We start from the raw sequence: 21,642 nt of genomic DNA, 5'->3' as shown, positions 1-21,642 counted from the left end.
GGCTTCGCTTTTCGTCCGTCATTTCGGAAGCATGTCCCGGACCGCCCGCCTCAGCAGCTTCCCGGTCGCGTTCTTCGGAATCTCATCAAGAAAAACCACTTCCGCCGGCCGTTTATATTTTGCCAAATGTGTTTCACAGTAATCAAAAACCGCCTGCTCTGTCAGCTCACCGTCCCCCGGCACTATATAAGCATGCACCGCTTCCCCCGTTTTGGCGTCAGGAACGCCGATGACCACGGCTTCTTTAATGCCCTCATGGCTGTAGAGCACTTCTTCTACTTCGCGCGGATAGACGTTGTATCCGCCGACGAGAATCATATCTTTTTTTCTGTCGACGATATAAAAATAACCGTCTTCATCGCGCTTCGCCAAATCACCCGTGTACAGCCAGCCGTCTTTCAGCGCGTGCTCCGTCTCCTCGGGCATCTTGTAATAGCCTTTCATCACATTCGGCCCTTTCACGATCAATTCTCCCACTTGATGGTCGGGCAATTCGCGTCCGAGCGTATCGACGACTTTATTTTCGACATGTAAAATATTCGTCCCGATCGAGCCGGGCTTTCTCCCCCGGTCAAACGGATTAAAACAAGTAACCGGAGACGCTTCAGAAAGTCCGTACCCCTCCAGAATGGTGACGTCAAAGGTTTGTTCAAACGTCTGCAACAGAGCGACCGGCATAGAGGCCCCGCCTGAAATGCACAGTCTGACGGACGCAAAATCCTCCGCCTTGCCGTGCTCGTATTGATACAGATAGTTATACATCGTCGGAACGCCGGCAAAAATGGTTGCCTGACGGCTTTTAATCAGTTTAAACACAGAAGCCGGGCTGAATTGCGGCTCGATTAAGACACACGCTCCGCTCATCAGAGGCGCATTCATACAAACGGTTAAACAAAAAACGTGAAACATCGGCAATGCCGCCACAATTTTGTCTTTCTCATTCATTCCTAAGTATCCGGCGACATCATTTGCATTGGAGAAAAGATTCTGATGGGTGAGCATGGCGCCTTTCGGTTTTCCGGTCGTCCCTGAGGTGTATAAAATGACGGCAGTATCATCTTTGGACAATATCGGATAAGTTCTGCTGCGCTCCGCCGGGCAGAGCATTTTTGCAAACGTTGTCATTTTTAAGCGCAATTGAGGGTCTTCTGTCGATGGAGCGTTCTCTGCTGTCTGGCTGATAATGATATGCTCCAGCAGCGGCAGCGAGCCGTGCAGGCTTTCAAATACGGGAATTAAAAGGTCGATGCCGGCGATCGCTTTGACATCGCCGTTTTTCAGCATGTATGCGATTTCTGAAGGTGTATATGCCGGATTTACAGGTATGACGACAATTCCCGCTTTTAACGCACCGAAAAACGCAATAACAAAATCAGGCGTATTTCCGAGCAGCAGCGCGAGATGATCCCCTTTTTTCAGTCCCCTGTCCTCCAAGCCGTTTGCAAATGCTTTGATTTTACCTGCCAGCTCCTCATACGTCATGTACTGATCTTGAAACAGACAAGCTGGTTTTTCCGGTTTCTGCGATGCCGTTTCTTCCAATTTGGAAACCAGATTCATTTTCCCACCCCTTTAAAAATTGTAATGAATGAATAGTCATTCATTTATCCGGAATAAACGTTCACTTTTATTATAGAAAAATATAGAAAAACACTCAAGGGCAAAAAGCCCCGAGTGCCGTAAAACCGGAAACTATAATTGTTTCAGCGCTTCACTGACCGGCGTGCTGCCCGCTGTCAGATCGAATGCTTTTTCATACGTATTCGGTTCATCAAGGGATGCGATAACGGTCTTGGCGACATCGTCTCTTGAAATGGAGCCTCTTTCTAAATCGGCTGCGGCTTTGATATTTCCCGTGCCGGGATCATTTAATAACCCGCCCGGCCGGATAATCGTATACGTCAGACCGCTCGCTTCAAGAATTTTATCCGCATAATGCTTTGCGGCGTAATACGGCTTCAGCGCTTCATTCCAATTGCCGCGGTTATGAGCCTGAAGGGCGCTTACCATAATGAACCGCTTGATGCCGGCTATCTTTGCCGCTTCTATCGCTTTCGCGGCTCCGTCAAGATCAATCAAAAGCGTCTTATCGTATCCGGTGCTTCCTCCTGATCCGGCGGTAAACACAATCGCGTCACAGCCTTCAGCGGCTTTCGCGATGTCTTCCGGGCTTCCTTCCAAATCTGCAAGAACGGCTTCTGTTCCCGCGGCTTGAAGCGCTTCTTTCTGCTCTTGTTTCCGGACCATCGCCCGCAGCGTATGCGTGCCGTCTTTTTGAAACATCCCGGTCAGACGCTGTCCGATCTGTCCGTTTGCTCCGATGAGAAATACCTTCATCATGATCCCTCCCCATTCATTATGGTTCTATCATTTCACAAAAACGGGCGCTGATTCAAATCATGCGTTCGGCAAATGTTCTAATAAATCAGCTCGAGGAAATCTTCCAGCTCTATTTTGCCGAAATACTGTTTCAGATCGATTCCGGCCAGCGCCTCCCTGATAGCGGTTCGGTCATACTGTTTTCCGATCAGCGCCTGTTCGACTTCACTCACATCTTTCGCACCGAAGAAATCACCGAAAATTTTGCAGTCCTGAATGATTCCTTTTTTCACTTCAAGACGCAGATCAATCGATCCGACCGGATAACGTTTCGAATGCTGAAGGTTAAATGCGGGCGACCTGCCGAAATTCCAGTCCCAGTTTTGATAGCGCTCTTCGGAAATCTTCCGGATCGCTTTCCAGTCTTCATCGGTCAGTTTATATTCCGGCACTTCGGAAAGATCATTTGTATTAAAAATATGGTGAAGCAGGTGCTTTTTGAATTCATCCGCCGTCATTTTGTCATCAAGAAACTCGCTGATGTTGGCGACACGGCTTCTGATCGACTTAATGCCTTTTGATTCGATTTTGTCTTTTTTCACTTTCAAGGCTGACACAACATGATCAATGGCGGAATCCAGCATTAATGTTCCGTGGCTGAAAATACGCCCTTTCGTCGAAAATTGAGCGTTGCCGGAAATTTTTCTGCCGTCCGCGACGATGTCGTTTCGGCCGCTTAATTCAGCTTCCACACCGAGCTGGCGCAGCGCCTGAATAACGGGTTCGGTGAATTTTTTAAAATTGTGAAAGCTGTCGCCGTCATCCTTCGTGATAAAACTGAAATTCAGATTCCCGAGGTCATGGTAAACCGCGCCGCCTCCTGACAGCCTGCGGACGACGATGATTCCGTTATCTTCTACGTATTTCGTATTGATTTCTTCTATTGTGTTTTGGTTCTTCCCAATGATAATCGACGGCTGATTGACATAAAACAGCAGGTATGTCTGTTCAGGGTCGAGATGCTTCACGCAATATTCCTCGATCGCGAGGTTGATCCTCGGGTCGGTTATGTTTTGGTTGTCGATAAATAACATGGTGCTCCTCCTTTATTTCTCCCACTTCAATCCGGAAGCGGCGATTGTCACTTCGCCCCCGAACACGGATACCGCTTCTTCTTTCAGCTTCCGGTGCTCGCCGAAATGAGGCAGATGCGTGAGAATCAGCTCCCCCGCTCCGGCCTCCTTCGCGATACGTCCGGCTTCCAAACTGTTCATATGGCCGGCTGACGTGCCGTCCTGGTCTGCGTAAAAATTGCACTCGCAGATCAGCAGATCGGCATTTTCCGCAAACGGGATAAACGCGTCCTGGTAGCTTGAATCAGCCGTATACACAACAGAAGCTGAACCGTCAGTAATCCGCATCGCATAACAAGTGACCGGATGCACTGTTTTCAGAAAGGTAATGGTGAACGGACCTAGAGAAAGCGGGCGGTCCGGCTGATAGGCCACTCCCTTTGTATGCGTTTTATATGTAAGGCGCTCAAACTGTTCTATATCAGCATCATGCCCGTAAATCGGCAGTGCATGCGTCCCTTTTCCGAGAAAGGAGCCGACCTGTTTGGCAAATTGAAGCGGCCCGATATCAGCGATATGATCATGGTGATAATGGGACAAAATGACGGCATCAAGCTCTTCTGCCGGAACATAGGCAAACAGCTTTGATAATACGGCGCTTCCGCAATCGACGAGCAGAGAATAACCGCCGGACTGAAACAGATAGCCTGAAGTTGCTTCGTTTGCGGCCGGAAACCCGCCGCAGCATCCAATAACTGTAACTTTCATATAATCCTCCGAATGTTTATGATAAAAAGATCCTTTCCTCCAATATACCTATTTTTCGTACAAATTGCATGTTTTAAACATTGTGTCAAAACAGCCGTTGATTTTCCAAAACTGTTATAATACAATGTAGAGACAAAACAATGAAAGAGGGATGGGTATGTTGGAAAAGATGTCGGATTTTTTCAGAAATTTACCCGGTAAGAAATGCGAAGAATGCGGAAATGAGATTGTTGAGCAGTATGAGTGTCACATTAATCTGTGCAATGACTGCTTGAAAATTAAGGATATGTGACAATAGGGCGCCGCACAATTCTAAGTTGTGCGGCGCCCGTTTTTTCGGCCGTCATCATACTTTCTGAATAGGGCGTTATTCACCATTATTAGCAATTATCTGTACGTTTTAAAAGATTCAGTATTTTCAATCTATATTTTTCTATAGACGGATTGTTTTCTTTTCTATTATAATTTGTTCTAATAGCTATCTTTTTAGATACTTATTGCACTTTTTTCTTCGGGAGGTAATCTATGAAAAAATTACGCTTTGGACTAGCGACGCAAATTTTCGTCGGACTCATACTAGGGGTTGTAGTCGGTGTCATCTGGTACGGCAATCCCGCCATTCCAACATATTTACAGCCTATCGGCGATTTGTTTTTACGCTTAATCAAAATGATAGTGATTCCAATTGTCGTCTCCAGCTTAATCATCGGCGTTGCCGGCGCGGGAAGCGGAAAACAAGTCGGAAAATTAGGCTTCAAAACGATTTTGTATTTTGAGATCATTACCACTTTTGCCATTATTCTCGGGCTGGCTTTGGCGAATCTGTTTCATCCGGGAACAGGCGTTAATATACATGAAGCTCAAAAGACAGATATCAGTCAATATGTTGAAACAGAAAAAGAACAAAATAACAAATCTATCGCAGACACATTCCTGCATATCGTACCGACAAACTTCTTCCAATCATTAGCCGAAGGAGATCTGCTTGCCATCATCTGCTTTACCGTGCTGTTTGCACTCGGCATCTCGGCAATCGGTGAAAAAGGAAAGCCTGTCTTGGCCTTCTTTGAAGGTGTTTCTCATGCGATGTTCCATGTTGTAAACCTCGTCATGAAAGTTGCGCCGTTTGGTGTTTTTGCGTTGATTGGTGTTACCGTTTCCAAATTTGGGCTCAGTTCCCTGCTTTCACTCGGTAAACTGGTCGGTTTAGTATATGTAGCTTTGGCTTTCTTTCTCATTGTTGTATTCGGAATCGTCGGAAAGCTTGCCGGAGTAAACATTTTCAAATTCCTCGCCTATATGAAGGATGAAATTTTATTGGCGTTCAGTACGTCAAGCTCCGAAACCGTACTCCCCCGCGTTATGGAAAAAATGGAGAAAATCGGCTGTCCGAAAGGTATTGTTTCCTTTGTTGTGCCGATCGGATATACCTTTAACTTAGACGGATCTGTGCTGTACCAATCAATCGCCGCTTTATTCCTCGCTCAGGTATACCACATTGACTTGTCCATTTGGCAGCAGATTACCCTTGTGCTTGTCTTGATGGTCACTTCCAAAGGAATGGCTGCCGTGCCCGGGACTTCTTTCGTCGTCCTGCTTGCGACATTAGGCGCATTCAACATTCCTGCAGAAGGCCTTGCATTCATCGCCGGTGTTGACCGGATTATGGACATGGCCCGTACGGTCGTCAATCTGACCGGAAACGCGCTGGCATCCGTTGTGATGTCAAAATGGGAAGGCCAGTATGATCCCGTTAAAGGCGCGAAGGTCATGAGCCTCGCCAAAACAGAACAAAACACAACCATCTCAGGTTAAAATGAAAACCCTGCACGGAATGATTTCCGCGCAGGGTTTTTTATGCCATCGGCGATAAAACGTACCGGTGCAAAAGCTTCGCCGTATTAAGAAGCGATAATTCATGCGTGCGTTCAAAAGCGTGTGAAGCGTCAATTCCCGGGCCGATCAGCCCATGGACGATGTCATGGCCCGAACGGATGGCTGCTGAGGCATCAGAACCGTAATACGGATAAATATCAAGCTGATAATCAATGCCATAGCGCTCCGCAAGCCCGGCCAGATGTTTTCTGAGCTGATAATGGTACGGGCCGCTCGCATCCTTCACGCAAATGGAGACGGTATATTCATCCGTAGACTGGCCGTCGCCGATCGCCCCCATATCAACAGCCAAGTATTCAACGGTCTCAGGAGGAATGTTGGAATTGCCGCCGTAGCCGATTTCTTCATTATTAGAAATCAGAAAATGCGTCGTATACGGAAGTTCGATTTTCTCTTCCGTGATGCAGCGGATTAAATTCAAGAGCAGAGCCACGCTCGCTTTGTCATCAAGATGCCGGGACTTAATAAAGCCGCTCGGCGTAATCTGCACGCGCGGGTCAAATGAGATGAAATCGCCGACCCTGATGCCGAGATCGGACGTCTCTTCCTTCGTCCGGACAGGCTCATCAAGACGGACTTCCATATTCTCCTGATTCCGCTCTGCCTTGCCGGCGTCCTTGTAGACGTGCACTGAAGTCTGATGCATTAAGATGGTGCCTGTATAGGTTTTGCCGGAAGAAGTTTGGATCTCGCAATATTCCCCTTCAATCGAGTGATATCGGAAGCCGCCGATCAAGTCAATCTTCAGCCGGCCGTCCGCCTTTATCTCCTTTACCATCGCGCCGAGCGTATCGACATGCGCCGTCAGCAATCTGTGTTTCTTGTCATCACGGCCGGGAATTGTGACAAAAAGACCGCCTTTGCGGTTTCTGTAAGAGGAGACGCCCCATTCTTTTAAAAGACTTTCTGTATAGGCGATAACCTCGTATGTATTGCCCGTCGGACTCGGAATTGACACCAATTCTTTAATCAGTTCCATCGTATGTTTCATATTTGCCACAGGTCATTCCTCCTATCAATTTTATTCTTCTTAAAATATACTCTTTTGATCCATAACCCGTCCAATCTTTTCCTTCTCTTTTTTCATAGAATGAAGGGAGCATGAGCATAGGAGGGAAATGTATGATCAGCCGTAAACCGCACAAGCGGAAAAGATTTCATAATGATTGGTTTGAGGATTGGTTTGAGGATGATTGGTCTGGTGCAGCCTTCTGGGGCTGTAAAAAAGAAGAAGATCACTGTAAAAAGAAAAAAGAAGACCCTTGTAAAAAGAAGAAAGACAAAAAGAAGAAAGATAAAAAGAAGCATCATCATTCATGCCGCCGCTGCTGCCGTCATTGGTAATCGTTCACACAAGCCCGTTTTACAAATAGATATCTCATGCTCCCCAAACAGCGGATGCTGCTTGGGTTTTTTTATTAAAATTAGTACCAAGTAATAATATCAGGTGTTATAATCTGATATAAAGGAGTGATTTTTTCATGTCAAAATCTAAAATTACAGCAATCGGTACATATGCTCCGGCACGCCGATTAACAAACGCGGATTTGGAGCGCATCGTCGATACATCTGATGAATGGATCGTCCAGCGCACCGGTATGAAGGAAAGACGCATTGCCGGCGAACATGAATTCACATCGGATTTGTGTGTGGAAGCGGTGAAAAACCTTGCAGAACATTACAGCGGAACTCTTGATGATGTCGATATGATCCTTGTCGCCACAACGACGGCGGACTATGCGTTTCCAAGCACCGCGGCACGCGTGCAGGCTTACTTCGGCTGGCCGCACACGGGGGCGCTTGATATTAACGCCACATGCGCCGGACTCACTTACGGCCTTCAGCTCGCAGACGCATTAATTACCGCCGGTTCCCATCAAAAAGTGATTGTCATTGCCGGTGAAACATTATCAAAGGTAACGGATTATACTGACCGGACGACCTGCGTTCTTTTCGGAGACGCTGCAGGCGCCCTATTGGTGGAACGCGATGAATCAGCGCCGGGCTTTTTGGCAGCCGTGCAAGGAACAGCGGGAGGAAGCGCGGACGTGCTGTATCGCACGGGACTGAGCACAGAATTAAACGGCGAGCCGCTTAAAGGCGGAGGAAACATGGTGCAAAACGGGCGCGAAGTATATAAATGGGCGGCCAGAACCGTGCCTGAGGAATGCAATGCCCTTTTAGAAAAAGCCGGCTTTTCAAAAGACGATCTGGATTGGTTCGTTCCTCACAGCGCCAACATGCGGATGATCGAATCCATCTGCGAAAAGCTGCCCTTCCCGCTTGAACGGACGTTGACAAGCGTTGAATATTACGGCAACACTTCATCGGTTTCTATTATTCTCGCTTTGGATGAAGCTGTGAAAGCAAAAAAACTGTCGGAAGGCCAGACACTGGTATTATTCGGGTTCGGCGGAGGATTGACATATACCGGACTGTTGGTGAGATGGGGATTTTAATAGCACGACGATCGAAATCTAAAAAAAAGAGGCCCTGAGCATCTGCTCAGAGCCTCTTTTTCTTATGCTGTTATTTCTTCTTCCGTTTTGTGTTCTTTTTTGCTTTGCACCGTAAAATACACGATGGTCAGCGCGATCATGACAACGGCGATGCCCAACAGAATGGATGCCTGCTGCCACATGTAGCCGTAGTCGCCATTTGAAATGACGGCACGGAACCCGTTGATGCTGTAAGTCATCGGCAGTGCCCCGTGAATCACTTGATAGAATCCCGGCAGGAGTTCAAGCGGGAAGGTTCCTCCGCTTGCCCCGAGCTGGAGCACCAGAATGATGACAGCGATAAAGCGTCCCGGATTCCCCATCGTTGTCGCCAATAATTGGATCATCGACAGGAACGCGATGCTGGTAATCATCGTAAAGAGATAGAATCTCCACGTGCTTTCCACATCAAGCCCGATTCCTTTTAACAGAACCGTGGCGACAATAACGGATTGAATCAGTCCGACAAGCAGAATAACACTGAATTTGCTGAGGAACCATTCAAAACCGTTTCTCGGACGCCCCCCTGAAGCTTCACTCAGAGGGAATACGACCGTCAGCATCAATCCGCCGACATACAAGCCCATAGAGAGAATATAAGGCGTCAGTCCGGTACCGTAGTTAGGCACGGAATGAATCGCGTTATCGTCCGTTTTTACCGGATCGGCAAACATGCTGTACGTTTTGTCATCTGTCTTAATGTCCCCGGTTTGATCAGCCGCATCTTTCAGCTGGCTGGACAATTGTCCGGTGCCGTCTAAAAGTTTGCTTAAACCGGTGCCGAGAGACGCTTGACCCTGCTCAATTTTGGACGAGCCGTCATGGATTTTGTTTTGCGCGTCCAGCAGTTTCGTTAAGCCGCCTGATACTTGGCCGCTCCCTGACACTAACGCTTCTGATCCTGATTTGAGCTGTCCGAACTTGCTGTTGTATTCGCCGATGCCGGCTGTCAGTTTGTTTTGGCTTTCAAAAACGGTCTGCGCTCCGCTGTATAATTTATCAGTTCCCGCTGTCAGCTGGTTAATCGCGTCTTGTACCGCCGCTGCGCCGTTATACAGTTTCGATGTGGATTGAGGCAGTGCTTTCAGCTGATCAGCCTTCGCTTTTACATCTTTGAGCGCGCTTTTTATGACTGACATATCCGGAAGCTGAATATCTCCTCCGGACGGAAGCTGGCTGACGATATTGTCTAAATCCGGAAGGTCAGCCTTCGGAAGCTTCTCATTCAGAAGCTGAACAAGTTTCGCTTTTTGCTCATCCGTTAAGAAATCACTGTCCTTAATCACCTTTTTGACCGCGTCATCCCGGGCATCCAGGCTGTTTTTCAGATCAGAAAGCTTCTTCTTAAACTGCTGCAGGTCCTTTTCAGTCTGTTCGAGCTGCCCAACCGCGTTTTCAATGTCTGACAGGTTGACTGAATTGATCGCATCTTCAAATGCCGCCGCTTTTTGCGACACTTCCTGCGCCTTGCTGTTTAACGCGCTTAATCCATTCGTTAAATCCGGAAGCTTTTGCTGGAGCTGCTTTTGTGCGTCAAGGCTTGTTTTCAGCCCGCTGGCCACTTGGCCTCCTCCTGAAGCAATCTGTCCTGATTTATCTTGAATTTCGGCGCTTGCGCTCTGAAGTTTTGCGATAGAGCTGTCAAGCGTTTGAATTCCGCTTGTCACTTTCGCCGCGCCGTCTGCAAGCTGCTGTGTTTTATCGCCGATGGTGGCGGTGCTTTCAGTAAGCTTCGCTAAATTTTCCTTCAGCTTGGCGCTGCCGTCTTTCGCGTTTTTCGTGCCGTCGTCTATTTTCTTGGCTCCGCTGCTGGCTTTGCCGAGCCCTTTGGCAATATCTTTAAAGTTATCAAAAATGACTTTTGCGTATTGCTCTGTCACTTCTTTCGACACGGAGGCTTTCAGTTTGTCGATCGCCTTTTCCCCGATTGTCGCGCCGACATAGTTTGATCCGGCATTCGTATGATATTTCAGATCCAGCTTCTTCGGATTTTTATCCATTACCGTGCTGGCGTTTTTAGAAAAATCTTCAGGAATCTCGACCAATAAATAATATTTAGCATTTAATAAGTCCTTTAACGATTGATCAAGATCGCTTGAAAAATGCCAATCAAAATTATCATTTTTCTTTAACTCTTTCACAAGATCGTCACCGATCTGAAGATGTTTCCCTTCGTAGTCCGCCCCTTTATCCTGGTTGACAACGACAACCGGCAGCTGATCCACCGTGCCGTACGGGTCCCAGTACGCCTTCAAAAACACTCCGCTGTAGATCAGCGGAACGAATAATATGGCAATGATGGGGATTAACAGTTTCTTGTTCGTTACAATGTCTTTCCACTGGCTTTTTATTGTATTCAACCCTGTTGCCTCCTTCCGCAAACTGACTCATTTGACAAAACGGTCACGGCACCTAAAAAGTGAAGGATCATCTATTATTTAGATAATCCTTGACCAACATACATTTCCAGCAATTCAGCGATCGTCTCTTTTTCAAGAGGCGGATGGTTTTTTTCCCAGTCAAATATCAGCGCGATGTAGAGCTTGAGCATCACAAAAGCGGTCAGTTCCGGATCACACGGTTTAATGCTTCCGTTTTCAATGGCTGTTTCTATCTTTTCTTTAATGTATGACAGAATGGCCCGCTCCATTTTCGCAATGACATCCTGAACGGCTATTGTACCAATCTCGGCGTTCTCCTGAAAAATTTTAATAGTCAGCTGGTGTGTTTTTCTGAATTCCAAAATCGCGACAAGCGCCCGGTGGACATTTTCGTGAAATGAAAGCTCCGGTTTCATCGCTTCGTCTGCGTGTTCCTTCATTTCTCTTAAAATAGTGGTGAAAATATCATCAAACAGTTCTTCTTTGTTTTTGAAAAACGTGTAGATGGTTCCCTTCCCCACATTTGCAAGCTTTGCCACCAGATCCATTGTCGTTGCTTTGTAGCCGAATTGTGTAAAAGACTTCGTTGCCGCTTCCAGAATGAGCTTTTTCCGATCGACGGACATGTTTCCCACCTCGTTAAATTGACCGTTTGAACGTTTTAGTCATTTTGTACATAAGATAACTTATCACAGTCACAAAGAAGATTCAAATGTTTTCTCTCTTTATTGGTGTTCCCTTTACAGAACGGGAACATGCAAAAAAACCTCCGTTTTACGATAACGGAGGCTGGTACGTTTCAAATAAATAAGCCAGTGAATCGTATACGGCGGCTTTTCCTTGGTCGATACAGTCGGGGATGCCCACCCCTTCGAAAGACGCGCCCGTCGCGTATACGCCCGGATAGGAAGCTTTCAGCGCATCTCTGAACTCTTTGATGCGCTCCTTATGGCCGACATGGTATTGCGGCATGCTTTCGTTCCAGCGGGTCACACAGGTCATTTCCGGTTCGCCATTTATTTTCATTACTTTTTTCAAATCTTCCATTACGATTTTAATGATCTCGTTATCTGAAAGATCTACGATGGATTCATCCCCGGCCTTTCCGACGTACGCCCTGAGAAGCGTTTTGCCCTCCGGCGCCGCGTGCGGCCATTTTTTATTCGTCCATGTGCAGGCCGTGATGGAGAAGTCGCTGTTTCTTGAGATAACGAATCCCGTACCTTCATGCTCCATCTTGACGGCTCCCTCAGGAAAACCTAAAGCGACGTTAGCAACGGACGTAGAATGCATGTCTTTAAGACATGAAACCGCCGGCAGATCAGAAAGCATTTTCGCCGCGGCTTTATGCGGGGCTGTTACTATGCATCCTTCCGCATAGAGCACTTTGCCGTTATCAAGCGTCACAGAATATCCTTTCTCCTCGCGGCCGATATGGGTGACTTTCGTTCCTTTCATCACCTTTGTCAGCGTAAGCTGCTTTTCCAGCTCCTCCACCAACGTTTGAAGCCCTGTCGTCAGCGTTAAAAACTGGCCCTGCTTTTTGGCTGTCAGCTGCTGTCCCGAAGGCTGCGGACGCGATTTTTTCATGCCGAGAATCAGGCTTCTGTGCTTCTGCTCAGTCTGATAGAATTGCGGAAACGTGGACATGAGGCTCAGCTTATCAATATCTCCGGCATAAATCCCTGATAATAGCGGTTCTATTAAATTCTCAACGACTTCGTCACCGACGCGTCTGCGGAAAAATTCACCCAGAGACTGATCTTCCTTCGGTTTGCTCGCAGGCAGGACAAAGTCAAGCGCCGCCCGCGCCTTTCCGGGAACAGAAAATAAACCGGTGGAGATGAACGGAGCGATTTTGGTCGGAATGCCCATAACCGCGCCCTTCGGCATCGGATGGAGCGTCTCGTTGACGAGCACGTAAGACTGGCCGGTCGCATTGTTGACGAGCAGATGCTCAAGCCCCAAATCCTTGACGAGCTGCGGCGCGCTTTTTTTCCTTTCCAAAAAAGAATCCGGCCCCCGCTCAATGATGTAGCCGTCTTTATGCTGCGTCTGAATTTTGCCGCCCGCTCTCGGGCCCGCTTCAATCAGGGTGACCTCAAGCGGCAGCTGTTTTTCCTTGATTTCTTTTTCCATGTAGAAGGCGGCGGCTAATCCCGTTATGCCGCCGCCGATGATGACCAGATGTTTTTTATCGCCACTCATTTTTATCGCCTTCTTTACCGTTTAATTCTACTTGTCCAGCTCTTTCAGCACGACCGCTGCAAGCGCGTCGATAAATTCAGGCTGTGCGTTCGGCATAGCCGGACGATAGTAGCTTGCGCCGACTTCTTCGGTCACAGCTTTGCATTCATAATCATTATCGTAAAGCACCTCTAAATGATCGGCAACGAAGCCTGCGGGCACGTATACAAATGCTTTATAAGGATGCTTTTGGTACAGCTCGCGCGTGAGATCCTGCACATCCGGCCCGAGCCACGGATCAGGGGTGTTCCCTTCGCTTTGCCAGCCGACTGCGTAATCGGTAATTCCGGCGCCTTCGGCAATCAGTTTTGCGGATTCCTCCAGCTGGTCAGGATACGGATCGCCGTATTCTTTAATTTTTTCAGGAAGGCTGTGCGCTGAGACGATCAGCATCGCGTCATCCCGTTCTTCTTTCGGCATTGATTCATATGTTTTCTTCACCTGGCCGACCCAATAATCAACGAATTTCGGTTCATCATACCAGCTTTCAACAGACTTGATGGTCAAGCCGCCGAGCTTCTCCGCTTCTTCTTTCGCGCGTTTGTTGTATGACTGGACGCTGAATGTTGAAAAATGAGGGGCGAGCACAAGGCTGACAGCTTCTGTAATGCCGTCTTTATGCATGTCCGCCACCGCGTCTTCAATAAACGGTTCAATATGTTTTAATCCGATGTACACTTTGAATGTTACGTCATCCTGGATTTCATTTAAACGCTGTGCGAGCTTCTCCGCCTGCTCCTGCGTAATTTTTGCAAGCGGCGAAATGCCTCCGATCGCTTCATATCTGTCTTTTAAATCTTGAAGCATATGAGGCTCCGGCTTTCTTCCGCGTCTGATATGCGTATAATAACGTTCTATGTCCTCTTCTTTGTAAGGCGTTCCGTAAGCCATGACAAGAAGTCCCATTTTCTTTTTGCTGCTCATTTTGTTACACACCTCTTTTGATGGTCTGTCCACCTTGATTTTGACAGGAAAATCTACTTATAACCAACGATCTGCTCAGGAAGATTGTTCCGTTTTTTTGGCCGCGGAGTATTCATGTACAAACGCCGTCAGCTTTTTCAGCGTTTCCGGATTGACATCTGGGAATACACCGTGCCCTAAATTGAAAATAAACCCGTCCGTTTTCATGCCTTGATCAAGTATTGCTTTCGCTTTTTTCTCGATGACTTCCCAAGGCGCAAGAAGAAGCGACGGATCAAGATTGCCCTGAACCGTTTTTGTAATGCCTTGTTTTCTGGCGTCATCTATGCCGAGTCTCCAGTCAAGACCGACGACATCAAGAGGAAGGTCATGCCAATCCCCGGCCAGGTGGCTTGCGCCTACGCCGAACATGATCAGCGGAACTTGTTCTGCTGAAAGCTCCCGGAAAATTCTGTCCATCACCGGTTTTATAAACTGCCGGTAATCTTCGCGGTTCAGCGCGCCGACCCATGAATCAAAAATCTGAATGGCTTTTGCGCCGGCGTTAATCTGCGCTTTCGCATAAACGATAATCATGTCCGCGAGCTTGTCCATCAGCATTTGCCACGCTTGCGGCATACTGTGCATAAACGCTTTTGTTTTGTTGTAATTTTTAGAAGGCCCGCCTTCAATCATATAACTGGCCAGCGTAAAAGGCGCTCCCGAAAAACCGATGAGCGGAACATTCAGCTGTTCGTTTACGAGTAATCGGATCGTTTCCAGCACGTAAGGAACATCCTGTTCGGGATTCAGTTCGCCGAGCTTTTCAATATCCGCAGCAGAGCGCACCGGCTGATCGATCACCGGGCCGATTCCGTTTTTTATTTCAACATCCACTCCGATATAAGGAAGCGGCGTCATAATGTCTTTATATAAAATGGCAGCGTCCACTCCGTACTGCTCGACCGGGAGCCTCGTCACATACGCGCACAGCTCGGGCTGATGCGTAATTTCGACTAAGCCGTACTTTTCCTTCAGCTTGCGGTATTCCGGCTGAGACCTCCCCGCCTGTCTCATGTACCAGACAGGGACGTGATTTGTTTTTTCTCCCCGTGCCGCTTTTAAAAACGTATCATTAAACGCTTCTCGTTTACTCATCTGAATTTCCACCTTTCCTCCTGCAACCATACGTTCGTGTTCTTCGCCCATTACACTATACCTTGTTTTTTCAAAAGCGTATAGAATTGAGGCTTAATGTTCAAAAAATCGCCGAATTCATGATTAAGAAGAAAAAAGCTTCGGCTGAACGTATTCCGTTCCCTCTCCTTCTTGATCCGTCTGTGAATTATATGGAACGACTTTGTATGAAGCCCCTGAAAACAGATTGGCATACGGTATGTCAAAGCTGCCTTTTCCTTTCACCGAATCCAGAAGTTTGTCTTTTCCGTCTTTCTTCTCATATATTCGGTAAACAACCCGATCATCCTTTTGAATATCCCATTTTAATTGAACCGTAATCAGTCCCATCGCCTTAAATGTATAACGGGCCGACAGGGACTTTACCGCCTCCAGCTCAATCGGGCTGCCCAGTTCCTTCACATTTTCAGGCTTTTTGAATGTCCGGCCGTTTTCCCCCGCTTTTGTGACGATATCTTTAAAGAGTCTGACCGGGTATTGGCTTCCGCCTTTCAGGTAATGGGTTTTATCCGTTTTGTCATAGCCCATCCAGACGGCTCCCGTCAGTCCGGGAGTGTATCCCGCAAACCAGGCGTCCTTTGTCGCGCCGGGGACGCCGGGAAATGTGGTCGTGCCGGTTTTCCCCGCCAGGTCACCTTGATAGCTGCCTTGTGAAGCGGTTCCTTCTTTTACGACCTGCTGAAGCATTCTCGTCATATTCCATGCCGTCTGTCCGCTGAAGACGCGCGTTTTGCCGTTTTTAGGTCTGGACAACGTTTCTCCGTCTTCGTCCGTGATGTTCTCTATAAAAAATGGCTTCGTATACATTCCGTTTGCCGCAAAGGTATGATAAGCTCCGGCAAGCTGAAGCGGAGTAACGCCTTCAGACAGACCGCCCAGCGCAATCGCGAGTCCGTTGTCAGAAATGTTCATGCCGTTTTTCTCAAGATACGATTTTCCCGTATCTACGCCGATCTGCTTCAATGTCCAGACAGCGGGCGCATTTATGCTGTAAGTGATCGCATCCTGCATCGTCACTTCCCCCTTGTACTGTCCGTCATAATTTTTCGGTTCATACCCGTCGTAGGACGTCAGTTTGTCTTGGAGAAGCGAATACGGTTTGAACTTGTCTTCCTGCATGGCGGGCCCGTATACGGCAATCGGCTTAAACGTTGAGCCCGGCTGCCGCTTCGCCGTAACCCTGTTGTATCCTTTTGTCACGTAGTCGCGGCCGCCGACCGCCGCGCGCACGCCTCCGGTTTTATTATCAATAAAGACGGCGCTTCCCTCTGCCGCCTGATCCGTCCCCGGAAAATAGCCGCTTTCCTTCATGAGGGTGTATGCCGTTTTCTGCAGCTTGGAATCAAGTGACGTCCGGATCGTATAACCGCCTTGAAGCAGCTGTTCACCTGACATCGAATAACGGTCTTCCGCCTCCTTGATGACAAGATCAATATAACTGTCAAACCAAGGCGTTTCTGATGTTTTCTTGACATTAAGCCCCAATGTCCGGCCCTGGGCTCTGACGGCTTCCTTGGCGCTGATATAGCCTTGGTCGTTCATCATTGCAAGAATCGTATCGCGGCGTTCTTTATTTTTATCCGGATGCTGAATCGGCGAATAAAGAGATGGCGCCTTCGGAATCGCTGCCAGAACGGCTCCTTCCGCAACGGTTAAATCTTTTACTTCTTTATTAAAGTAGTAGTGGGACGCGGCTTGAATGCCGTAAACGCCATGGCCGAAATAAAGCTGGTTCAGGTACATTTCAAGCAGCTTGTCCTTGCTGTAATCACGCTCAAGATTGATGGCGATAATGACTTCCTTCGTCTTGCGCAAAAATGTTTTATCATGAGTCAGAAAAATGTTTTTCGCCAGCTGCTGGGTGATCGTGCTGCCGCCCTCCACCTTGCCGCCTGCTAAAACATCCCGGAACACCGCCCGGCCGACAGACTTCACATCAATGCCGTGATGTTCGTAAAACCGTTTATCTTCAACGGCGATAAAGGCATCTCTCACATCTTCCGGAACCTGCTGAATGGATACCGGCTCGCGATTTTCCGTATAGAGGCTCGCGATTTCATCACCGTTTTGATCGACGATTTTTGAAGATGCGTGCAGTATTAATTTCTTTTCATCGATGACATAATGGCCGAGAAATATAATGATAATGTATCCGATTAACGCGAGAAAAGCGGTTGCCGCCGCAATTACAGCCGGAATAAAGAATCTTTTTTTCTTTTTCAGCATAAGTCACCTCGCCTTTCTTAACTTGTAGTATGGGAAATATTGTTTCGAATTATGTCAGAATGAGTCGCCAATAGAAACTTATACCACTCTTTTGATATACTAGCAAGCAGGAGGTGGCTGATATGAAGGTTTATATTACATACGGGACAGCCGATTTTTTAAAGACGATTGCAAAGAAACACCCGAGTGAGAATATGGTGCTGATGCAAGGGGGGGATAATGCGGTTTTAATTCATGAAACAAATGGAGAAACCGTTTTTCAGGCGCCCCATTCCTATGAAAGCATCGACAGCGTCGGGGAAATCAAAAATCCGGGCTACGCCGTCCTCAACAACATCGCCGTTACCCAGGAAGGCCGTCCGCTGTTTGAAAACCGGTTTAAAAACCGCGCCGGCAAAGTGGAAAATGAACCCGGTTTTGAAGCCATCCGCGTATTAAGACCGCTCGAAGGCGATACGTATGTCATTTTGACCCTGTGGGAAGAGGAAAAAGCCTTTCAGGGCTGGCAGCAGTCAAACTCTTATCAGGAAGCTCATAAAAAACGCGGAACATCTGCAGGCATCGACACGACGTCTATTTTCTCCCGCCCGTCTTATGTAACCGCTTATTACGCAATAGACTGAAAACCGCCGGAGATTCTCCGGCTTTTTTGATGTCCCGATTTTACGCATCCTTCTTTGCACCTTCCGCCCGCCTATGAATAATCTGTAGCAATCCTATTTATAAACGGAGTGGTTCAATTGGGGATCGGCGTCTACTCGGTACATCTGCTTTATGTTGCTTTTATCGCGGCCATTATCGTTTTTATGCTCCTCAGGAAAGATACAACCTTTATTTCACTCGCCGGCATTTTTGTGATTGCGCTATGGACGACGCATTCATTCTCCGCTTCGGTCAGCAGTCTGTTTCACAGCTTCACGTATGCAGCCGGAGAATTGCTGCCGACGATTTTTATCATTTGTTTTATCGTGGCGATGAGCGGCCTTTTGACCGAAACCGGTATTAATGAAGCGATGATTTCTCCGTTTGCAAAGCTGATGAAAGGGCCGGCTGTCGCGTATTGGGTTATCGGCTGTCTGATGTTTGCCATCTCTCTTTTTTTCTGGCCGTCCCCAGGGGTGGCGCTGATCGGCGCTGTGCTGCTTCCCGCAGCGATCCGGGCGGGCCTTTCTCCGATCGCCGCGGCTATGGCGATGAACCTGTTCGGCCACGGATTCGCTTTATCGGGGGATTACGTCATTCAGGCGGCCCCGAAATTAACGGCCGATGCCGCGGGCATTCCCGTGAGCGATGTCATGCAGGCAAGTATTCCGCTCGTTTTGATCATGGGGTTAACGACGACAATCACCGCTTTCTTCCTCATCATGCGGGATCGAAAAAAAACGAAGGCCCCCCTCTCCTTGGACAGCTCCGGTTCTTTGGACACAAGTATGTATCTGCCGAAAAACCTCAGGGTGATCCTGGCGGTTTTCATTCCGCTTGTTTTTCTCGCCGATATTATCTGCATGATCGTATACCGCCTGCAAGGAAACGATGCGACGGCACTCGTCGGAGGAACCGCGATCGGCATTCTCCTGATCATTCATTTCATTGTATATAAAGAGCGGCATTTAGAAAAGATCACCGAGTATTTTATCGGCGGTTTTCAATTCGGCTTTAAAGTATTCGGCCCCGTCATTCCGATTGCGGCCTTCTTTTATCTCGGTGACGCGGGGTTTAAAAGTATTTTGAACACCCCGCTGCCGAAAGGATCTGCGGGGATCGTCAATGACCTCGGATTGGCCCTGTCCCATTCTTTTCCGATGTCCGGAGAATTCGCCGGCATCGCCCTGGCCGCAGTCGGTGCCATTACCGGGCTCGACGGGTCAGGGTTTTCCGGTATATCTCTTGCAGGCTCGATGGCAAAGCTGTTTTCCGCCGCGCTTCATACGGACCCGGCCGTTTTAACGGCGCTGGGCCAGATTTCAGCGATCTGGGTCGGGGGCGGAACATTGGTCCCTTGGGCACTGATCCCCGCTGCGGCTATTTGTAAAGTTGACCCGTTTGAGCTTGCCAGGAAAAACTTTATCCCGGTTGCGGCCGGGCTAGTCGTCACAACGATCGCCGCCATCATCATTCTCCCGTAGCAAAAGGATTGAAATCTTCTGACATTTTCTATACAATCATGGGAAAAGCAGACGAGGGGGACATCGCTTTTGACGTTAACGACACTTCAAAAAAGCTTAAACGCTCAGCTTGACGGGCTGTATGAGGAAATGGTTGAAATCAGGCGTCACCTTCACATGAATCCCGAGCCATCCTTTAAGGAGAAAAAAACGCCGGCGTTCATCGCCTCATTTTATGAAAAGCTCGGCGTTCCCATCCGGACGAATGTCGGGGGCAACGGTGTCACAGCCTATATTGAAGGGAGTGAACCGGGACCGGTCGTGGCACTCAGAGCTGATTTTGACGCTTTGCCGATACAGGATGAAAAAGATGTGCCCTATGCTTCACAAATTCCCGGCGTCATGCACGCCTGCGGGCACGACGGCCATACGGCGGCTTTGCTAGCGGTCGGAAAAGTGCTGTACCGCAACCGGGAAAAACTGAAAGGGTCATTTGTGATGATCCATCAGCACGCCGAAGAATTATCTCCCGGCGGAGCAAAAGCAATGATTGAGGATGGCTGCCTCGAGCATGTCGATGCCATTTTCGGCACTCACCTTTGGGCGACTGAACCCGTCGGGACGGTCTTATGCCGCCCGGGCGCAGTGATGGCCGCCGCTGACGGCTTTACGATTAAAGTCATCGGGAAAGGCGGCCACGGCGCGATTCCTCACGATACGAAGGACGCCGTTTTAATCGGCTCACAAATCGTCACGGCTCTTCAGCATATCGTCAGCCGGCGGGTAAATCCGGTGCAGCCGGCCGTCATCTCAGCCGGCTCGTTCACTGCTGAAAATCCGTTTAATGCGATTGCCGATCAGGCAGTCATATCAGGCACCGTCCGCTCGTTTGACGAAAGTGTGCGCAGCCTGCTCGAAGCAGAAATAGAAGCCGTCGTAAAAGGAATCTGTTCCATGCACTCCGCTTCCTATGAATATCGTTTCAAGCGCGGTTATCCCGCCGTCGTTAATCATCCTGAGGAAGCGGCGCACGCGGCGGCAGCCGCAGCGGAAACAGACGGCGTCACGAAGGTCATTGAAGGAGAGCCGCAGATGGCCGGAGAGGATTTTTCCTATTATCTGCAGCATACAAAAGGCGCATTTTTCTTTACGGGCGCCGCTTTAGAAAATGCGGAAACCATTTATCCCCATCACCACCCGAAATTTGATTTTAATGAAAAAGCGATGCTGACGGCCGCCAAGGTGCTTATCGGCGCCGCGGTAAGCTACCCCCGATAGGGCATAAAAAACAGCCGGTACATTACGTACCGGCTGCTGTGATTCTTAAATGAAAAACGTGCCTTGCCGTCTCACCGAGCTGTGACAGCAGTTTATAATTGGCCGCTCCGCCCACGGCGGCTCCGACGACCGGCAAAAGCTGAAACAATTTCACTACGTCCAGATAATCGCGGTATTCCTGCTGAAAAACTCTCCAATCGACATCATGCTTTTTCGAATCCCATTGTTCAATCATTGAGTATATGCGTTTCCGCTGTTCACCGCTTGAGAAAGCCAGCTGAAAAATAAACAGCAAAAACAATCGCTCATCCCTGTCTTTCACATCATAGCCGTAAATGGAGGCAAGATCGAACAGACATTTCATTTTAATGGATAACAGCAAAGGGAAATCAGCCATCCCTAAAAAAATTCCGCCGGCCCCCGTACCGATACCTTCGGCTGCCGCGACCTTTTGGTACGATGCGACGGTTTGTCTGGCGAGGGCATCTTTTTCAGCAAGCGTCATACCGTTTGTATCCCGCTTGCTTTTCACCAGATTTGAACCCGCCATTGTTGCTTCGGTCATTTTTTTAATGCTTTCTGTGATGACGGCATGAATTTTATCGGGAATCCGCTCATTTATTTTCGCCTGCATTCCTTTAGAAAAACGTTCAAGCATAGAATCTTTGCGCAAAAAACGCGCTTTCCATTGCAGTGCTTCCTGTATCAGCTGCTGATCGTCGGTCATCTGTGTCTCCTTCTTTCATTGAGG

The 21,642-nt window shown here is 48.3% G+C and carries 19 protein-coding genes; 7 read left to right on the top strand and 12 right to left on the bottom strand.

Annotated elements, in window-relative coordinates; translation table 11 throughout:
• Positions 1-18: 18 nt before the first annotated feature.
• From V7728_RS17770 to V7728_RS17755, 4 genes are all read right to left on the bottom strand, one after another.
• A complete protein-coding gene (locus V7728_RS17770) occupies positions 19-1,560 on the bottom strand; it encodes a fatty acid--CoA ligase family protein (RefSeq protein ID WP_012117224.1) in 1,542 nt (513 codons plus the stop codon).
• A 132-nt stretch (positions 1,561-1,692) separates the two neighbouring features.
• Positions 1,693-2,337: an SDR family oxidoreductase gene (locus V7728_RS17765; RefSeq protein ID WP_032866171.1), complete on the bottom strand. Its 645-nt coding sequence runs from the start codon at positions 2,335-2,337 to the stop codon at positions 1,693-1,695.
• 80 nt (positions 2,338-2,417) lie between these two features.
• Positions 2,418-3,413, bottom strand: coding sequence for a lipoate--protein ligase LplJ (gene lplJ / locus V7728_RS17760; RefSeq protein ID WP_032866172.1), 996 nt, complete (start codon positions 3,411-3,413; stop codon positions 2,418-2,420).
• A gap of 12 nt (positions 3,414-3,425) precedes the next feature.
• Positions 3,426-4,160 carry an MBL fold metallo-hydrolase gene (locus V7728_RS17755; RefSeq protein ID WP_032866173.1) on the bottom strand — a complete coding sequence of 245 codons (735 nt, stop codon included), beginning with the start codon at positions 4,158-4,160 and terminating at the stop codon, positions 3,426-3,428.
• A gap of 151 nt (positions 4,161-4,311) precedes the next feature.
• Between V7728_RS17755 and yhfH the strand changes: the two genes are divergently transcribed.
• Both yhfH and V7728_RS17745 read left to right on the top strand, forming a co-directional pair.
• Positions 4,312-4,452, top strand: coding sequence for a protein YhfH (yhfH, locus tag V7728_RS17750; RefSeq protein WP_012117221.1), 141 nt, complete (start codon positions 4,312-4,314; stop codon positions 4,450-4,452).
• 233 nt (positions 4,453-4,685) lie between these two features.
• The gene (locus V7728_RS17745) at positions 4,686-5,975 is read left to right on the top strand and encodes a cation:dicarboxylate symporter family transporter (RefSeq protein WP_003155211.1); all 1,290 of its coding nucleotides are present in this window, start codon (positions 4,686-4,688) and stop codon (positions 5,973-5,975) included.
• Between the two features lie 40 nt (positions 5,976-6,015).
• Here V7728_RS17745 and V7728_RS17740 read toward each other — a convergent pair whose 3' ends face one another.
• Entirely contained in the window at positions 6,016-7,047 is a 1,032-nt protein-coding gene (locus tag V7728_RS17740; protein ID WP_179960599.1) for a M42 family metallopeptidase, read from the bottom strand.
• 131 nt (positions 7,048-7,178) lie between these two features.
• On the opposite strand from V7728_RS17740, the gene V7728_RS17735 reads away from it, so the two are divergent.
• Together V7728_RS17735 and fabHB are read left to right on the top strand one after the other, a co-directional pair.
• A complete protein-coding gene (locus V7728_RS17735; RefSeq protein WP_032866175.1) occupies positions 7,179-7,400 on the top strand; it encodes a hypothetical protein in 222 nt (73 codons plus the stop codon).
• Positions 7,401-7,537: 137 nt separating this feature from the next.
• Positions 7,538-8,515: a beta-ketoacyl-ACP synthase III FabHB gene (gene fabHB / locus V7728_RS17730; RefSeq protein WP_032866176.1), complete on the top strand. Its 978-nt coding sequence runs from the start codon at positions 7,538-7,540 to the stop codon at positions 8,513-8,515.
• A 62-nt stretch (positions 8,516-8,577) separates the two neighbouring features.
• Here the strand turns inward: fabHB and V7728_RS17725 are convergent, their stop codons facing one another.
• The 6 genes from V7728_RS17725 to V7728_RS17700 all read right to left on the bottom strand — a co-directional run bounded on the left by V7728_RS17725 (position 8,578) and on the right by V7728_RS17700 (position 17,508).
• Entirely contained in the window at positions 8,578-10,914 is a 2,337-nt protein-coding gene (locus tag V7728_RS17725; RefSeq protein WP_032866177.1) for a YhgE/Pip domain-containing protein, read from the bottom strand.
• A 74-nt stretch (positions 10,915-10,988) separates the two neighbouring features.
• On the bottom strand, positions 10,989-11,561 hold the full coding sequence (locus V7728_RS17720; RefSeq protein ID WP_003155219.1) for a TetR/AcrR family transcriptional regulator: 573 nt from the start codon (positions 11,559-11,561) through the stop codon (positions 10,989-10,991).
• A 148-nt stretch (positions 11,562-11,709) separates the two neighbouring features.
• Positions 11,710-13,143, bottom strand: a complete 1,434-nt coding sequence (gene hemY, locus V7728_RS17715) for a protoporphyrinogen oxidase (protein WP_012117218.1) — start codon at positions 13,141-13,143, stop codon at positions 11,710-11,712.
• A 27-nt stretch (positions 13,144-13,170) separates the two neighbouring features.
• Positions 13,171-14,106, bottom strand: coding sequence for a ferrochelatase (gene hemH, locus V7728_RS17710; protein ID WP_003155221.1), 936 nt, complete (start codon positions 14,104-14,106; stop codon positions 13,171-13,173).
• A 75-nt stretch (positions 14,107-14,181) separates the two neighbouring features.
• Positions 14,182-15,243, bottom strand: a complete 1,062-nt coding sequence (gene hemE / locus V7728_RS17705) for a uroporphyrinogen decarboxylase (RefSeq protein ID WP_015239515.1) — start codon at positions 15,241-15,243, stop codon at positions 14,182-14,184.
• Positions 15,244-15,366: 123 nt separating this feature from the next.
• Positions 15,367-17,508 carry a transglycosylase domain-containing protein gene (locus V7728_RS17700; RefSeq protein ID WP_099566536.1) on the bottom strand — a complete coding sequence of 714 codons (2,142 nt, stop codon included), beginning with the start codon at positions 17,506-17,508 and terminating at the stop codon, positions 15,367-15,369.
• Positions 17,509-17,630: 122 nt separating this feature from the next.
• Between V7728_RS17700 and hmoB the strand changes: the two genes are divergently transcribed.
• From hmoB to V7728_RS17685, 3 genes are all read left to right on the top strand, one after another.
• Positions 17,631-18,131: a heme-degrading oxygenase HmoB gene (hmoB, locus tag V7728_RS17695; protein ID WP_059367301.1), complete on the top strand. Its 501-nt coding sequence runs from the start codon at positions 17,631-17,633 to the stop codon at positions 18,129-18,131.
• 117 nt (positions 18,132-18,248) lie between these two features.
• The gene (locus tag V7728_RS17690) at positions 18,249-19,634 is read left to right on the top strand and encodes a hypothetical protein (protein WP_099566535.1); all 1,386 of its coding nucleotides are present in this window, start codon (positions 18,249-18,251) and stop codon (positions 19,632-19,634) included.
• A 69-nt stretch (positions 19,635-19,703) separates the two neighbouring features.
• Positions 19,704-20,891 carry a M20 family metallopeptidase gene (locus V7728_RS17685; protein ID WP_025284507.1) on the top strand — a complete coding sequence of 396 codons (1,188 nt, stop codon included), beginning with the start codon at positions 19,704-19,706 and terminating at the stop codon, positions 20,889-20,891.
• Positions 20,892-20,913: 22 nt separating this feature from the next.
• Here the strand turns inward: V7728_RS17685 and V7728_RS17680 are convergent, their stop codons facing one another.
• Positions 20,914-21,618 (bottom strand): EcsC family protein, encoded by a 705-nt coding sequence (locus V7728_RS17680; RefSeq protein ID WP_014417334.1) that lies wholly within the window; start codon positions 21,616-21,618, stop codon positions 20,914-20,916.
• Positions 21,619-21,642 lie beyond the last annotated feature (24 nt).

The organism is Bacillus sp. JHAA, from assembly GCF_036961585.1.
GTDB lineage: Bacteria > Bacillota > Bacilli > Bacillales > Bacillaceae > Bacillus > Bacillus velezensis.
The sequence above is the reverse complement of the archived record's forward strand: the minus strand, read 5'-3'. Positions and strand labels throughout refer to the sequence as shown.

Bases quoted from the DNA above. Each gene is read 5' to 3' on its own strand.
- fabHB (WP_032866176.1), top strand. From the start codon at position 7,538: ATGTCAAAATCTAAAATTACAGCAATCGGTACATATGCTCCGGCACGC.
- V7728_RS17735 (WP_032866175.1), top strand. From the start codon at position 7,179: ATGATCAGCCGTAAACCGCACAAGCGGAAAAGATTTCATAATGATTGG.
- V7728_RS17745 (WP_003155211.1), top strand. From the start codon at position 4,686: ATGAAAAAATTACGCTTTGGACTAGCGACGCAAATTTTCGTCGGACTC.
- V7728_RS17765 (WP_032866171.1), bottom strand. From the start codon at position 2,337: ATGAAGGTATTTCTCATCGGAGCAAACGGACAGATCGGACAGCGTCTG.
- hemY (WP_012117218.1), bottom strand. From the start codon at position 13,143: ATGAGTGGCGATAAAAAACATCTGGTCATCATCGGCGGCGGCATAACG.
- lplJ (WP_032866172.1), bottom strand. From the start codon at position 3,413: ATGTTATTTATCGACAACCAAAACATAACCGACCCGAGGATCAACCTC.
- V7728_RS17770 (WP_012117224.1), bottom strand. From the start codon at position 1,560: ATGAATCTGGTTTCCAAATTGGAAGAAACGGCATCGCAGAAACCGGAA.
- V7728_RS17680 (WP_014417334.1), bottom strand. From the start codon at position 21,618: ATGACCGACGATCAGCAGCTGATACAGGAAGCACTGCAATGGAAAGCG.
- V7728_RS17740 (WP_179960599.1), bottom strand. From the start codon at position 7,047: ATGAAACATACGATGGAACTGATTAAAGAATTGGTGTCAATTCCGAGT.
- hemE (WP_015239515.1), bottom strand. From the start codon at position 15,243: ATGAGTAAACGAGAAGCGTTTAATGATACGTTTTTAAAAGCGGCACGG.
- yhfH (WP_012117221.1), top strand. From the start codon at position 4,312: ATGGGTATGTTGGAAAAGATGTCGGATTTTTTCAGAAATTTACCCGGT.
- hemH (WP_003155221.1), bottom strand. From the start codon at position 14,106: ATGAGCAGCAAAAAGAAAATGGGACTTCTTGTCATGGCTTACGGAACG.
- V7728_RS17755 (WP_032866173.1), bottom strand. From the start codon at position 4,160: ATGAAAGTTACAGTTATTGGATGCTGCGGCGGGTTTCCGGCCGCAAAC.
- V7728_RS17700 (WP_099566536.1), bottom strand. From the start codon at position 17,508: ATGCTGAAAAAGAAAAAAAGATTCTTTATTCCGGCTGTAATTGCGGCG.
- hmoB (WP_059367301.1), top strand. From the start codon at position 17,631: ATGAAGGTTTATATTACATACGGGACAGCCGATTTTTTAAAGACGATT.
- V7728_RS17720 (WP_003155219.1), bottom strand. From the start codon at position 11,561: ATGTCCGTCGATCGGAAAAAGCTCATTCTGGAAGCGGCAACGAAGTCT.